The sequence below is a fragment of the Polaromonas sp. UBA4122 genome (genome assembly GCA_002381615.1).
Lineage (GTDB): Bacteria > Pseudomonadota > Gammaproteobacteria > Burkholderiales > Burkholderiaceae_C > Polaromonas.
Genome location: DFWY01000035.1, coordinates 30,155 through 43,466, shown reverse-complemented (window position 1 = coordinate 43,466; position 13,312 = coordinate 30,155). Strand labels below are relative to the sequence as shown.

Below are 13,312 nucleotides of genomic sequence, written 5' to 3'. Positions count from 1 at the left end.
CCCTGGACAGCACCTTCGTCAAGCTCGTGATCTGGTACGACAACGAGTGGGGCTACTCCAACAAATGCTTGGAGATGGCGCGCGTGGTGGCGAAGTAATCCCCTGGTTCGCCGGCCGCCGGCTGCCTGCTGCGCGCCGTTGAGGGCGCAGAAGACACGCTGGCTGCGGTGCTGGGCAACCGGCTGCAGTACGGCGCTTATAGTTCAAACTCCTGACCCGCCCGCAGCCAGCGGATATCGTGTGCTACGTCGGGACCCAGCGGGCCTGCCTGGTCAAAACGCTGTATCTCCGCCATGATGAGTTCCAGTTCGGCGGGCTTGGCATGGGTGATGTAAATGGGGTAATTTTTGCCCCGCTGAATGCAGCTAAGCTCGTCGGCCAGCGCGTGGGGCGAGAGGTGCAGGCTGCGTCTTGCCAAGTCGCGCTCCCGGTTGCTGAAGGCGGTCTCAATGACCAGCATCGCCACATCCATCTGGTTGAGGCGGGCCCACAAGGCGGGATTGCGCTCGGTATCGCCGGTAAACGCCCAGTAACCCTGGCCTGCGGCTACGGCGTAGCCCACAGTCGGCACGGTATGCACGGCGGGCAGCACTTCCACCTGTTTGCCAGCCAGCAGCAAGGTTTGACCCAGTTCCAGCGGATGAAAGCTGATGAATGGCTCGGCTGGCGTGGGGATTCTTGAAAAATCAGGCCAGATTGTGTTGTTGAAAATATGCGCCTTCAGTGCGTCAATCGTGGCTTGCAGGGCGTGAACCTGTAGGGGCGTGGTTCGCCGGGCGGCAATGGCGTCCACCATCAGCGGCAGCGCAATCACGTGATCCAGATGGGAGTGGGTGAGCAAGACATGGTCGATACGGCACATTTCATCGAGTGTGAGGTCCCCGACTCCCGTGCCTGCGTCGACCAGTACATCATGATCGAACAAAAAAGACGTGGTTCGACAGTCCTTGCCGATGGCTCCCGAACAGCCTAGTACACGTACTTTCATGGGGTTTTCCGCTTGGCCGTGATCTTGACCTCGATATTGAGGTGATTTGGTTTCAAAATGCGTTGCGCCGTCCCATTCTGGAGAAATAGGCAACAACCGCATGGAGGCTACACGCGCTGCCTACATCGGGTAAAGGAATTTTTTGGCATTTTCCCGGTGAAAATTGAGAAATTTCACAGTGCATTGATCCCAATCCCCAGGTTTCCAATTCGGCGGCGTTGTTCTTGTTTATCGGGTTTGCCGGCACCGCGGGATCAGCGTGGCGGCTACGCGAGGCCGGCGCCGGGAGCGGACCGGGAGAGGAGTCTGATGGGACCTCGGGTAGAAGGTGCTTGTGATCCGGTTTCCTGCCAGGAGCCGGCAAGCAGGTCTGTCAATGCTGCACGAACTGCATCTGGGTACCGGCCAGCTCAAGCACGTCGCCATTTTTCAATAGGGCCGGCTCGGTGCCAATAGGCGCACCATTCAGCGTCAGCTTGCCGGCGCCTTCCACATGGGTCACTATAAAACCCTGCGGTCTTTTGGTAATGGCTGCGACCGCAACGCCTGGCTTGCCGACGGTGGTCACCACCTTGACCAGGGCCACCTCACGACCCGCGGCGGCGCCCGAGATGACCTTGATGGCCGCATTGAAACCTGTGCCTGCATTGGCAGTAGCCGCAGACGCCGCCCCGGCAGCAGGCGTCACGAGCCCCGCAGCGTCGGCCTTGTTTGCCACGGTTTTATCAAACTCTGCCTGGGCGGCCTCATTCACATACGTGATCTTGTACTTGCCGATTTCAATGATGTCGCTGTTTTTCAGCAACTGCTTTTTGACAGCCTTGCCATTGAGGTAGGTGCCGTTGGTGCTGTTGAGGTCTTCAAGGTAAACCTCTTTGCCAGACATTTGTAAAACGGCATGCTCTCCACTGACCGCGAGGTTGTCAATGACGACATCGTTGTAAGGCCTGCGGCCTAAAGAGGTCCGGTCTTTTGTCACCTGGACTTCCTTGATCACGACGCCGTCAATAAAGATGATTAATTTCGGCATGGCGGCCTCCGGTCTGTTATTAAGATTTCCGTCACTGTGCTATTTTCCCCGCATTCTGGAAAGAAGACCGCGCTTGGCCGAGTCTTCTTTTGCGTGCGCCAGTAATACGGAAATGTTGTCGCGCCCGCCCGCCTCATTGGCCAACGCAATCAGTTGCCTGGCTTTCTGCTCCAGCGCCTCGTTACCCAGAAGGATGACGGCGATGCCTTCGTCATCGACCATGTCCGACAGGCCATCCGAGCACTTGAGATAAATATCGCCGGCTTCCACACGATGTTCATTGACTTCAACCAGCACTGTGTCTTCAACGCCCAAGGCGCGTGTGATCAGATTCTTGATCGGTGAGGTCAGCGCCTGCGCGGGGGTAATCAGCCCGGCGTCAAGCTGCTCCTGAAGCAAGGAATGATCTTTGGTGATTTGCTGGAACGTCTGGCCGCGCAAGCGGTAGCAGCGCGAATCCCCAATATGGCCCAGCAACAGGCGGTCGCCCTGAAAAACGCCCACCACCAGCGTGGTTCCCATGCCCGCGTATTGGGGGTTGGAATTGGCCGCATTGAAAATCGAGTGGTTTGCATTTTCCACGCAGATTTCCAGGGCCCGGCGCACATCCTTGGCATTGGCCTGCCTGCCTGCCTGAGAAAGCCAGCGACTCATTTCCGATTTGATGAAAGCCGCAGCCATCCCGCTGGCAATTTCGCCTGCGTTATAGCCGCCCATCCCGTCGGCCAGGATACAAAGCCGTGTCGCTGCATCAAAAGCAACGACATCTTCGTTGTTGTCCCGCGTCAGACCGGGGTCTGTTTGAGTGCAAATTTCGTAAATCATTTTGTTGACGTTATTAATTGGTCACGTGGTGCCTGTGCTGGCAGCAGGCGCTTGGGGCGGCCATGGTTTTTCTCAAACGGCTGCGTACGCCTTATGCTGATTCGCTATTCATATCCGCTTACATCGGTTTCTTTTTTTGCGCACTTGTCAGCGCCAGTCAGTGTTACTGACCAGTTACATGGTTTTCGATGATGGACATTAACAGTAACAGACGAGGCGGCGCTGGACAAGGGACTTTTGCACGTCCTGCGTACCTTTTGTTGCAAATTCAGGCTTGCAAGCGCGGGGAGCGCCTCACGCGGAGCTGCCGCGGCCAGACCACAGTCTGTCGCCGGGTCAGCGAGCAGGCCCGGCGGTCGGGACCGTCTTAATTGGCCGACGCCTTCTTTTGCTGGCGTTTTGTGAGGTAAGTGCCCAGCGCCACGACCAGAACTGCGCCCAGGATGCCGGCGAAGGTCACCGTTTGCTCAGCTATGGTGCCAAAACGGGCCGTGACGGCTGGATCGGTCAGCAGCATTTCGCCCGCCAGGAACCCAAGCAGGGCAGCACCAATCGTGATGATGATCGGGAAGCGTTCCATCACCTTGGTGAGCAGCGTCGCGCCAAAAACAATCAAGGGAATACTCACCAGCAGGCCCAGCACCAGCAGGGGCAGGTTGCCCTTGGCGGCGGCGGCCACGGCCAGAATGTTGTCCAGGCTCATGACCAGGTCAGCAATCAGGATGGTCCGGATCGCGGCGGCCATACCGTTGATCTCCTTGCCCTCACTGTCTTCGTCATCTTCAGCGCTGAGCAGGTCCACGCCGATATAAACCAGCAATATCGCGCCCACGACCTTCAGATAGGGCAAGGTCAACAACTGGATGGCCACGATGGTCAGGATGATCCGCATCACGATCGCCGCGGCGCTGCCCCAGAAAATGGCCTTGCCGCGCTGTTCGGGCTTGAGCGTTCGCGCCGCCATGGCAATCACCACGGCGTTGTCGCCGGACAGCACAATGTTGGCCAGAACGATGGCGCCAAAAGCGCTCCAGAACAATGGCGAAGTAAGGTCAAGTCCGAAAATCATGGCAGCTCCGTTGTTATTAAGTAAAAAAAAGCACCTGGGAGCGCTGTTTTTTTTAGAGTTTAGCCCGGTTTACTTACCGCCCTGATGGGTAATACTGCTTACAGCAGCGCCTTGAGCAGTTTCGCCATCTCGGACGGGTTGCGCGTGACAGTGAAGCCGCACGCTTCCATGATCGCCAGCTTGGCATCCGCTGTGTCGGCGCCGCCAGAAATCAGCGCACCGGCATGGCCCATGCGTTTGCCGGCAGGTGCGGTCACGCCAGCGATGAAGCCGACGATCGGCTTTTTCATGTTGGCTTTGCACCATAGGGCGGCTTCGGCTTCGTCCGAACCGCCGATTTCGCCAATCATGATGACGGCATCGGTGTCGGGGTCGTCGTTAAAGGCTTTCATGATGTCGATGTGCTTCAGGCCATTGATTGGGTCGCCGCCAATGCCGACCGCGGTGGATTGGCCCAGGCCGATTTCGGTCAGCTGCGCCACGGCTTCATAGGTCAGCGTGCCGGAGCGGCTGACCACGCCAATGCGGCCCTTGCGGTGGATGTGACCGGGCATGATGCCGATCTTGATCTCTTCGGGCGTGATCAGGCCGGGGCAGTTGGGGCCCAGTAGCAGGGTTTTCTTGCCGCCGGCAGCTTCCCTGGCTTTCATGCGGTTGCGCACTTCCAGCATGTCACGCACCGGAATGCCTTCGGTGATGCAGATGGTCAGGTCCAGGTTGGCTTCAACAGCCTCCCAGATCGCAGCCGCTGCCCCTGCAGGCGGCACATAAATGACCGAGACCGTCGCACCGGTGGCCTGAGCGGCCTCTAGAACGGTGGCATAAATCGGGATGCCTTCGAAGTCTTCGCCGGCTTTCTTGGGGTTCACGCCCGCCACAAAGGCATTTTTGCCGTTGGCGTAGTCGCGGCACATGCGGGTATGGAACTGACCGGTCTTGCCGGTAATGCCTTGCGTGATGACTTTGGTATTTTTGTTGATGTAGATCGACATGACTTTTCCTAATCGGTTGGGGACCGCGCTGGTCCGCTGCGCGGCCTACGGTCTGTCCCGCAATATTATTTGGATACGGCGGCTACGATTTTGGTCGCAGCTTCGGCCATGGTGTCTGCTGCAATGATGGGCAAACCGGAGTCCGCCAGCATTTTCTTGCCCAGGTCTTCGTTGGTGCCCTTCATGCGCACGACCAAAGGGACCGACAGGTTGACGGCCTTGCAGGCGACGATGATGCCGTCGGCAATCGTGTCGCACTTCATGATGCCGCCGAAGATGTTGACCAGAATGCCCTTGACCGCGGGGTTCTTCAGCATGATCTTGAAGGCTTCAGTGACTTTTTCAGCCGTGGCGCCGCCGCCCACGTCCAGAAAGTTGGCCGGCTCGCCGCCGAACAGCTTGATGGTGTCCATGGTTGCCATGGCCAGGCCCGCGCCGTTAACCAGGCAGCCGATGTTGCCGTCCAGGCTGATGTAGGCCAGATCAAACTTGGAAGCTTCGATTTCAGCGGGGTCTTCTTCGTCCAGGTCGCGGTAGGCCACGATTTCGGGGTGGCGAAACAGCGCGTTGGGGTCAAAGTTGAACTTGGCGTCCAGTGCCTTGATGTTGCCGTTGCCTTCGAGAACCAGCGGGTTGATTTCGACCAGGCTGGCGTCGGTCTCCATGTACACCTTATAGAGCTTCTTGAGCACGTCCACGGCCTGGGCGGTGGAGCCGGCTGGCACGGTCATGCCATTGGTCAGCTCTTTGGCTTGTGCGTCGGTCAGGCCGGTGGCCGGATCGACAAACACCTTGATGATTTTCTCAGGCGTGGCGTGGGCCACTTCCTCGATGTCCATGCCGCCTTCGGAAGACGCCATGAGGGCCACTTTCTGGCTGGCACGATCGGTCACGGCCGAGACGTAATATTCTTTTTTGATGTCGGCGCCTTCTTCAATCAGCAGGCGGCGGACTTTCTGACCTTCCGGACCGGTCTGGTGCGTGACGAGCTGCATGCCCAGGATTTCACCGGCGAGCTTTTTTACTTCATCAATGCTGCGTGCCAACTTGACTCCGCCGCCCTTGCCGCGGCCACCGGCATGGATTTGCGCCTTGACCACCCACACCGGGCCGCCGAGTTTTTGGGCTGCTTCCACCGCTTCCTGCACAGTGAATGCAGGAAGACCGCGCGGCACAGGCACACCAAAATTGCGCAAGATTTCCTTGCCTTGGTACTCGTGAATTTTCATGAAAAACCTTCAGAATTCAGTAAAAAAAGAGTGCAACAGAGAGTGTTGGGCAGAGGCGGTGGGGAGCGCTTAAGGCAGGCCACGCCGGCCCAAAACCACACTGTTAGCGGGTCACTGCAGGCAGCAACCTAGAACTGTATCATGCTGCGATGCACAATTCTTGTGCCGACCTTACACCCGGAATTCACCTGAAAGGGAACACAATTGACCAACAATGGGTGCTTCCGGGCACTGATTTGACGCTGAAAGTTCTTTATGCCCAAAGTTTTTATTGATGGTGAAGCTGGCACAACGGGGCTGCAAATCCGCGAACGGCTGCAAACCATGCCGCAGATTGAGGTGGTCAGCATCGCGCCCGAGTTGCGCAAGGACGCTGCGGCCAAGCGCGACCTGATGGCGCAGGTCGATCTGGTGATTTTGTGCCTGCATGACGACGCGGCGCGTGAATCGGTCGCCATGATTGACAGCCTCAAGCAGGCAGGCGCGAAGAAAATCCCCAAGATCATTGACGCGTCAACCGCCCACCGCACCGCGCCGGGCTGGGTCTTCGGCTTTCCCGAGCTGGTCAAAGGCCAGCGCGAAGCCGTGGCCGCAGCCGAGCGCGTGGCCAACCCAGGCTGCTACGCCACCGGCGCGATTGCGCTGATCCGCCCGCTGGTCGATGCCGGCTTGATCCCGGCTGATTTTCCCTTGAGCCTTCCCGCTGTGAGCGGTTATTCCGGTGGCGGGCGCCAGATGATTGCGGCCTACGAGGCCGGCACTGCGCCCTTGTTTGAGATTTACGGCTTGGGCCTGGAGCACAAGCACCTGCCCGAAATCATGAAATACACCGGCCTGGCGCGCCGTCCGGTGTTTATTCCCTCGGTGGGCAACTTCATGCAGGGCATGCTGGTGCAGTTGCCGCTGCATCTTGACTTGCTGCCTGGCCAGCCCAGCGCCGCGCAACTGCAGGAAGTGCTGACCCGGCATTACGCGGGCAGCGAATGGGTGACGGTAGAAGCTGCGCCCGAATCCGGCAAGCTCGATGCGCTGGCCCTTAATGACACCAACAAGATGGAGTTGCGCGTGTTTGGCAACGAAACCTACCGCCAGGCGGTGCTGATTGCGCGGCTGGACAACCTGGGCAAGGGCGCGTCGGGTGCTGCCGTGCAAAACCTCAAACTCATGCTGGGACTTTGACGTAGCGGCTGCCTGGCTGTCCACGCGATCAGGCGGTTCGCCATCAGCACCAATTTGCTACTGATGTAATAGCTGCTTGCGCCCGTATTCATTGGGCTATAGCCCTATTCGGCTTAAATTCTTGGAAGCGATCAATCGTCATCCGCTTGCGACACCACGCGGCGGATCACGTCACCGCCAAAGCCGCGGGTGGCAAGAAACCGCATTTGCCTGGCGCGCCCGGCTGCGTCCGGCGCCGGCCCCGCAAACTTCTTGCGCCAGACTTCGCGGGCGCGTTCCAGTTCGTTTAGCTTCAGGCGGTCCATCGCACTGGCCACCAGCTCCGCGCCCAGCCCCTTGTTCAGCAACTCGTGCTTGATGCGCGCCGCGCCAAACCGCCCGGCGCGCCGGTGGATGACCGACTCGAGCACCCGCACTTCACTGATGAAGTCCTTGGCTTGCAAGTCATCGAGCACCTGCGCCAACTGGCCTGGTGTTTCCTCATGGGGTGCCAGCTTGCGCTCCAGCTCGGCCCGCGAATGCTCTCGGGCCGCCAAGTAGCGCAAGGCGCGACCCTTGAGCGAAAGACCGATGCCCGGCCGGGCCGCTGGTTTGGCTGGGTTCATCGAGCTGCGCATCGAAGGGCCAAAGGGAAGCAGGCGCTTGCGCAGCGCGCAATCACTATATTTTTAATAGCTGACTGCGCCCGTGCTTCCTGGGCTAGCGCCTGATTTTTCATATAAAACCGGGTCAGGCCGCGGCTTTGGGCGCTTTGTCGGCTTTTTCAGGTTTGGCGGCCTTGTCTGTTTTGTCGCTCGCATCGGCAGCCACTGCGACAGCCGCTTGCACCGGCGGGATGCCCAGCGACTCACGCACCTTGTTTTCGATCTCGATGGCGAGCGCCGGGTTCTCCTTGAGGAATTCACGCGAGTTGTCGCGACCCTGGCCGATTTTTTCGCCGTTGAAGGCGTACCAGGCGCCGGCCTTTTCAACGATGTGGCCGGCCACACCCAAGTCCAGCACCTCGCCCAGGCGGCTGATACCCTCGCCGTACAGAATGTCGAACTCTGCGGTCTTGAACGGTGACGCGACCTTGTTTTTGACCACCTTCACGCGGGTCTCATTGCCGATGACTTCATCGCCCCTTTTGATCGAGCCGATACGGCGGATGTCCAGACGCACGGAGGCGTAGAACTTCAGCGCATTGCCGCCGGTGGTGGTTTCGGGCGAGCCGAACATCACGCCGATCTTCATGCGGATCTGGTTGATGAAAATCACCATGCAGTTGGCTTTCTTGATGCTGGCGGTCAGTTTCCTTAGCGCCTGGCTCATCAAACGGGCCTGCAGGCCGGGCAGCGAGTCGCCCATTTCGCCTTCCAGTTCGGCCTTGGGCGTGAGGGCGGCCACCGAGTCGATCACGATCAGGTCGACCGCGCCGGAGCGGGTCAGCGAATCCACAATCTCAAGCGCCTGCTCGCCGGTGTCTGGCTGGGAAATCAGCAGCTCCTGCAGGTTCACGCCGAGTTTTTGCGCGTACTGGATGTCCAGCGCGTGCTCGGCGTCGACAAACGCACAGGTACCGCCGATTTTTTGCATTTCGGCAATCACCTGCAGCGTCAGCGTGGTTTTACCGGACGACTCCGGCCCGTAAATCTCGATCACCCGGCCACGCGGCAGGCCGCCAACGCCCAAGGCAATGTCCAGGCCCAGAGAACCGGTTGACACCACCTGGATGTCTTCAATCACCTCGCCGGCACCCAGCTTCATGATGGTGCCTTTGCCAAACTGCTTCTCAATCTGGGCCAGCGCGGCCTGCAGGGCCTTGGCTTTTTCGGTGTTCAGGGCTGGATTGGTTTTGACCGGTGCGTCCATGAAAATCTCCTTGAAAATCAATGATGTAAAAACTTCTACCTCAATTCCAGCGTCTGCTTTTAATCACAGGCTGGATGCATAACCAGTACTTTATGGGCGTCGTTAAAATAAGTAAACCCTATTTTTAGTCAGTTTTCCTGATTAACTGAGCGCTTCATAAAGTAGCATAAGCCGATGCAGGAAACAGACGCCAAACCGATGCGCAATGCCCATGATGTCGATGCTGCCCATGGCACTCTCGACACCCTCAAAGACCTTGGCAGCGGCAGCTCGGCCAGCGATCAGAGCTGGCGTGTCACGCACTTGGGGCGCCTGCTCGGCCATGCCTTGCGCCGCTTTGACGAGCGCGTGCTCTGGCTCATGGCCCGCAACGTAGAGGTGCCACTGGCGCTTTCGAACCTGGCCGCGCGCGACCAGGTGGGTGCCGCGCACATCCACATCACGCGCCACCTGGCCGTGGGCGGCTCGCGCCTGACGGACCTGGCCAAAAGTGCCGGCATGAGCAAGCAGGCCATGGGCGACCTGGTCAACCAATGCGAAGCCTGGGGACTGGTCAGGCGCGAGGATGACCCGCACGACAAACGGGCCCGGCAGGTGGTGTTCACCGAATCAGGATTGTTGTGGCTGCAAGCCTTCAAGGGCGCCGTGGCGCAGGCCGAAGACGAATTCCGGCAGGCAGTGGGGCAGGAGGTAGCGACCGTGGTGGCGCTGGGGCTCGAAGCCTATGCCAGCGCTTAGCGGGGGATAACACCCTGGCGTACGGGACGAAAAATGAGCGGACAGCATCCCGCACCTGACAACAATATCCAGGGCCGCAAGAGCCTAGAATTTGCGTGACAAACAAAACACGTCCGGCTGGCGCTGCCGCGGGGTGATATCTGGAGACTGCCATGCGTATTCTGATTGCCGAAGACGACCAGGTTCTGGCCGATGGCCTGCTGCGCACCTTGCGGGCTTCGGGCGCCGCCGCTGATCATGTGGCCAGCGGTTCCGAAGCCGATGCCGCACTGAGGACCAACACGGAATTTGATTTGCTGATTCTCGACCTGGGCTTGTCGCGTATGCATGGCCTGGAAGTGCTCAAGCGGCTGCGTGCGCGCGGCTCCACCTTGCCGGTGCTGATTCTCACCGCGGCCGACAGTGTGGAAGAACGCGTCAAGGGGCTGGATTACGGCGCGGACGACTACATGGCCAAACCGTTTTCCCTGCAGGAGCTGGAAGCGCGTGTGCGCGCGCTGGTCCGCCGCGGCATGGGCGGCGCCAGCAGCACCATCAAGCACGGCCCGCTGGTGTATGACCAGGCCGGGCGCGTCGCCACCATCGACGGCCAGATGCTGGAGCTGTCTGCGCGCGAGCTGGGGCTGCTGGAAGTGCTGCTGCAGCGCGCGGGCCGACTCGTCAGCAAGGACCAGCTGGTCGAGCGCCTCTGTGAATGGGGCGAAGAGGTCAGCAACAACGCGATTGAGGTGTACATCCATCGCCTGCGCAAGAAGATCGAAAAAGGCCCGATCCGAATTGCCACGGTGCGCGGGCTGGGTTATTGCCTTGAGAAAATCCCCAACTGATGTGGCCCCCACGCTTGCCACTGCGTGTGCTGCGCGAGGCCTTGCAGGCCGCGGCTCGCGAGACGCTTCGCCTCTGTCGCCTGTCCAAGCCTGCTCAAACAGGCCTGGAGCCGCAGGCTCCAGCCCCTCGGGGGCTGAACTTGCTTGGGGCGGCCCGGCGGCGGGCTGCGGCCCTTCAAGTGACACCTTGAATTGACCAAGCACCCGACACCGTGGCCTTAGGACTCTTTCAGCGCGAGCGGCGCAGCCTGTTTGGCGAGATTCTCGACTGGATGCTCACGCCCCTGCTGCTGCTGTGGCCCATCAGTCTGGCACTGACCTGGCTGGTGGCGCAAAACATTGCCGGCAAGCCGTTTGACCGGGCGCTTGAATACGACGTGCAGGCGCTCGCCAGGCAGGTGGTGGTCAAAAACAACCAGGTCCAGTTCAACCTGACGGCACCCGCGCGGGAACTTTTGCGTGCTGATGACACCGACCTGGTCTATTACCAGGTGGTGGGTACGCATGGCGAACACCTGGGCGGCGAACACGATTTGCCACGGCCGCCGGACGAGGACAAGCCCCCCACTGGGGAGGTGCGGCTGCGTGAGGACGTCATTCAGGGCGAACCGGTTCGCGTGGCCTACACCTGGATCAGGGTGGACGTGAAGGGCGCCGGGCCGGTACTGGTGCAGGTGGCCGAAACGCTGGAAAAACGCAAGACGCTGGCCACGGAAATCGTCAAGGGCACGATGGTGCCGCAGTTTGTGACGCTGCCGCTGGCCGTGCTGCTGGTGTGGCTGGCGCTGGTACGCGGCATCAAGCCGCTGGCGCAGCTTGAGCAACGCATCCGCGCGCGAAAACCCGACGACATGAGTCCGCTGGATGACACGGCGGTGCCTGAAGAGGTGGCGCCGCTGGTGGCCTCCATCAACGATTTGCTGAGTCGGCTCAAAGTGTCGCTCACCACGCAAAAACGCTTTCTGGCCGATGCCGCGCACCAGCTCAAGACGCCGTTGGCAGGCCTGCGCATGCAGGCCGACCTGGCGCAGCGGGAAACCGACGCCGATGAACTCAAGAAGTCGCTCAAACACATTGGCCGCGCCAGCATGCGCGCAACCCACACTGTCAACCAGCTGCTGGCGCTGGCGCGCGCCGAGACCACCGGCCGCAGCCTGGCCAAACAGCGCGTCGACCTGGTGCACATCGTCTCGGAAGTCATGGCCGACTCGGTGCCGCGCGCGCTTGAAAAACAGATCGACCTCGGCTACGAAGGCCCGGCAGCGGGTGAGCAAGCCAGCCAGCTCGAAGGCAACCTGACCCTGCTCAAGGAACTGGTGCGCAACCTGCTGGACAACGCCATCAACTACACCCCCGAAAAAGGCCAGGTCACGCTGCGGCTGCTGACCGACCGCTTCAGCGGCGTGCTGGTGCTGCTGGTGGAAGACTCGGGGCCCGGCATTTCGGAGTCAGAGCGCGAGTTGGTGTTCCAGCCCTTTTACCGCACGCTAGGCACCAACGTGGATGGCTCCGGTCTGGGGCTGGCTATTGTCCTGGAAATTGCACAGCAGCACGGCGCGGCCGTCACGATAGACAACGCGAACTTGCCGGGTCACCCGCAGTCGCCAGGCACGCGCGTGACCGTCCGCTTCGTCGGCCTGAACCGGCCCTACGCGGTATGACCGATGTCGTTCGGGTAAACCACGTCAGTTTCGGCAAACAAGCTCTGTAGCATCAACTCACACCATCATGACTGCTGCCCGCCGCCTCAAAATTGGTCTTTCGGCCTGTTTTTCATATGCCGACCCGGGCCGGCCGTTTTTTTCCGGCAAGACACTGCAGTACGTCGAGCAGTCGATTGCGCATTGGCTCATGTCCTCGGGCGCCATGGTCGTCATGGTGCCGTGCCCGACCGGCAGCACGCAGCGCGGCGACGTGACCCATGCGCATTACGCGCAGTGGCTGGACGGCCTCGTGCTGCACGGCGGTGCGGATGTCTGGCCCGGCAGCTACGGTGAATCGCCGCTGGAAGAGAAATGGTCGGGCGACCGCTTGCGCGACGAGTACGACAAGGCGCTGGTCGCCGCCTTCGAAGCCGCAGGCAAGCCGGTTTTTGGCGTCTGCCGCGGCCTGCAGTTGCTCAATGTGGCCTTCGGCGGCACGCTCTACCAGGACATCGAGACGCAGCTGCCGGACTCGTTCCTGCACCGTGACGCCGCCACCTACGAGCTGAACTTCCACAGCGTGAACATCGTGCAGGGCTCGCGGCTTTCCGTCCTGTATCCGGGCGTGGAGCGGGTTCGCGTCAACAGCATTCACCACCAGGGCATCAAGGACCTGTCACCCGAGTTCGAAGCCGAGGCCTACAGCGTGACGGACGGCATCGTGGAGGCCATACGCCGCAAGGACCCCTGCAAGAGCTATATCGCCGCGCTGCAGTGGCACCCCGAATTTCACAAGCCCGGTGCCGACACCATTGACGACGGCGCCGTGCTTGAGGACTTTCTGGCGGCGGTTGCCGCCGCCAGCAACACAAAGTGATTCCATGGGGCTCAAACCAAATAAGCACGGGCGTAAACAGCTATCAAAATAATAGCATTCAGAT

General features: G+C 60.2%; 13 protein-coding genes. 5 read left to right on the top strand and 8 right to left on the bottom strand.

The window, feature by feature from the left end:
* Positions 1–196: 196 nt before the first annotated feature.
* The 6 genes from B3F77_RS05435 to sucC all read right to left on the bottom strand — a co-directional run bounded on the left by B3F77_RS05435 (position 197) and on the right by sucC (position 6,133).
* Positions 197–988: an MBL fold metallo-hydrolase gene (locus B3F77_RS05435; RefSeq protein ID WP_293603980.1), complete on the bottom strand. Its 792-nt coding sequence runs from the start codon at positions 986–988 to the stop codon at positions 197–199.
* A gap of 373 nt (positions 989–1,361) precedes the next feature.
* Entirely contained in the window at positions 1,362–2,018 is a 657-nt protein-coding gene (locus tag B3F77_RS05430; RefSeq protein WP_293603979.1) for an FHA domain-containing protein, read from the bottom strand.
* 39 nt (positions 2,019–2,057) lie between these two features.
* Positions 2,058–2,843 carry a Stp1/IreP family PP2C-type Ser/Thr phosphatase gene (locus B3F77_RS05425; RefSeq protein WP_293603978.1) on the bottom strand — a complete coding sequence of 262 codons (786 nt, stop codon included), beginning with the start codon at positions 2,841–2,843 and terminating at the stop codon, positions 2,058–2,060.
* A gap of 367 nt (positions 2,844–3,210) precedes the next feature.
* A complete protein-coding gene (locus tag B3F77_RS05420; RefSeq protein ID WP_293603977.1) occupies positions 3,211–3,912 on the bottom strand; it encodes a TerC family protein in 702 nt (233 codons plus the stop codon).
* Between the two features lie 98 nt (positions 3,913–4,010).
* The gene (gene sucD / locus B3F77_RS05415) at positions 4,011–4,904 is read right to left on the bottom strand and encodes a succinate--CoA ligase subunit alpha (protein WP_293603976.1); all 894 of its coding nucleotides are present in this window, start codon (positions 4,902–4,904) and stop codon (positions 4,011–4,013) included.
* Positions 4,905–4,969: 65 nt separating this feature from the next.
* A complete protein-coding gene (gene sucC, locus B3F77_RS05410; protein ID WP_293603975.1) occupies positions 4,970–6,133 on the bottom strand; it encodes an ADP-forming succinate--CoA ligase subunit beta in 1,164 nt (387 codons plus the stop codon).
* Positions 6,134–6,388: 255 nt separating this feature from the next.
* Here sucC and argC point away from each other — a divergent pair, with 255 nt between their 5' ends.
* Positions 6,389–7,312 (top strand): N-acetyl-gamma-glutamyl-phosphate reductase, encoded by a 924-nt coding sequence (gene argC / locus B3F77_RS05405; protein WP_293603974.1) that lies wholly within the window; start codon positions 6,389–6,391, stop codon positions 7,310–7,312.
* 131 nt (positions 7,313–7,443) lie between these two features.
* Here the strand turns inward: argC and recX are convergent, their stop codons facing one another.
* Together recX and recA are read right to left on the bottom strand one after the other, a co-directional pair.
* A complete protein-coding gene (gene recX / locus B3F77_RS05400; protein ID WP_293603973.1) occupies positions 7,444–7,917 on the bottom strand; it encodes a recombination regulator RecX in 474 nt (157 codons plus the stop codon).
* Between the two features lie 124 nt (positions 7,918–8,041).
* The gene (gene recA, locus B3F77_RS05395; protein WP_293603972.1) at positions 8,042–9,163 is read right to left on the bottom strand and encodes a recombinase RecA; all 1,122 of its coding nucleotides are present in this window, start codon (positions 9,161–9,163) and stop codon (positions 8,042–8,044) included.
* A 174-nt stretch (positions 9,164–9,337) separates the two neighbouring features.
* Between recA and B3F77_RS05390 the strand changes: the two genes are divergently transcribed.
* The 4 genes from B3F77_RS05390 (at position 9,338) to B3F77_RS05375 (ending at position 13,248) form a co-directional block, all read left to right on the top strand.
* Positions 9,338–9,901, top strand: a complete 564-nt coding sequence (locus B3F77_RS05390; protein WP_293603971.1) for a MarR family winged helix-turn-helix transcriptional regulator — start codon at positions 9,338–9,340, stop codon at positions 9,899–9,901.
* A 152-nt stretch (positions 9,902–10,053) separates the two neighbouring features.
* Positions 10,054–10,728, top strand: coding sequence for a response regulator (locus B3F77_RS05385; RefSeq protein ID WP_293603970.1), 675 nt, complete (start codon positions 10,054–10,056; stop codon positions 10,726–10,728).
* A gap of 272 nt (positions 10,729–11,000) precedes the next feature.
* Positions 11,001–12,389: a sensor histidine kinase gene (locus B3F77_RS05380; protein ID WP_293603982.1), complete on the top strand. Its 1,389-nt coding sequence runs from the start codon at positions 11,001–11,003 to the stop codon at positions 12,387–12,389.
* Positions 12,390–12,456: 67 nt separating this feature from the next.
* Positions 12,457–13,248 (top strand): gamma-glutamyl-gamma-aminobutyrate hydrolase family protein, encoded by a 792-nt coding sequence (locus tag B3F77_RS05375; RefSeq protein WP_293603969.1) that lies wholly within the window; start codon positions 12,457–12,459, stop codon positions 13,246–13,248.
* Positions 13,249–13,312: the final 64 nt, after the last annotated feature.

Coding starts and splice junctions, on each gene's coding strand:
- B3F77_RS05435 (WP_293603980.1), bottom strand. CDS start 988: ATGAAAGTACGTGTACTAGGCTGTTCGGGAGCCATCGGCAAGGACTGT.
- B3F77_RS05430 (WP_293603979.1), bottom strand. CDS start 2,018: ATGCCGAAATTAATCATCTTTATTGACGGCGTCGTGATCAAGGAAGTC.
- B3F77_RS05425 (WP_293603978.1), bottom strand. CDS start 2,843: ATGATTTACGAAATTTGCACTCAAACAGACCCCGGTCTGACGCGGGAC.
- B3F77_RS05420 (WP_293603977.1), bottom strand. CDS start 3,912: ATGATTTTCGGACTTGACCTTACTTCGCCATTGTTCTGGAGCGCTTTT.
- sucD (WP_293603976.1), bottom strand. CDS start 4,904: ATGTCGATCTACATCAACAAAAATACCAAAGTCATCACGCAAGGCATT.
- sucC (WP_293603975.1), bottom strand. CDS start 6,133: ATGAAAATTCACGAGTACCAAGGCAAGGAAATCTTGCGCAATTTTGGT.
- argC (WP_293603974.1), top strand. CDS start 6,389: ATGCCCAAAGTTTTTATTGATGGTGAAGCTGGCACAACGGGGCTGCAA.
- recX (WP_293603973.1), bottom strand. CDS start 7,917: ATGAACCCAGCCAAACCAGCGGCCCGGCCGGGCATCGGTCTTTCGCTC.
- recA (WP_293603972.1), bottom strand. CDS start 9,163: ATGGACGCACCGGTCAAAACCAATCCAGCCCTGAACACCGAAAAAGCC.
- B3F77_RS05390 (WP_293603971.1), top strand. CDS start 9,338: ATGCAGGAAACAGACGCCAAACCGATGCGCAATGCCCATGATGTCGAT.
- B3F77_RS05385 (WP_293603970.1), top strand. CDS start 10,054: ATGCGTATTCTGATTGCCGAAGACGACCAGGTTCTGGCCGATGGCCTG.
- B3F77_RS05380 (WP_293603982.1), top strand. CDS start 11,001: ATGCTCACGCCCCTGCTGCTGCTGTGGCCCATCAGTCTGGCACTGACC.
- B3F77_RS05375 (WP_293603969.1), top strand. CDS start 12,457: ATGACTGCTGCCCGCCGCCTCAAAATTGGTCTTTCGGCCTGTTTTTCA.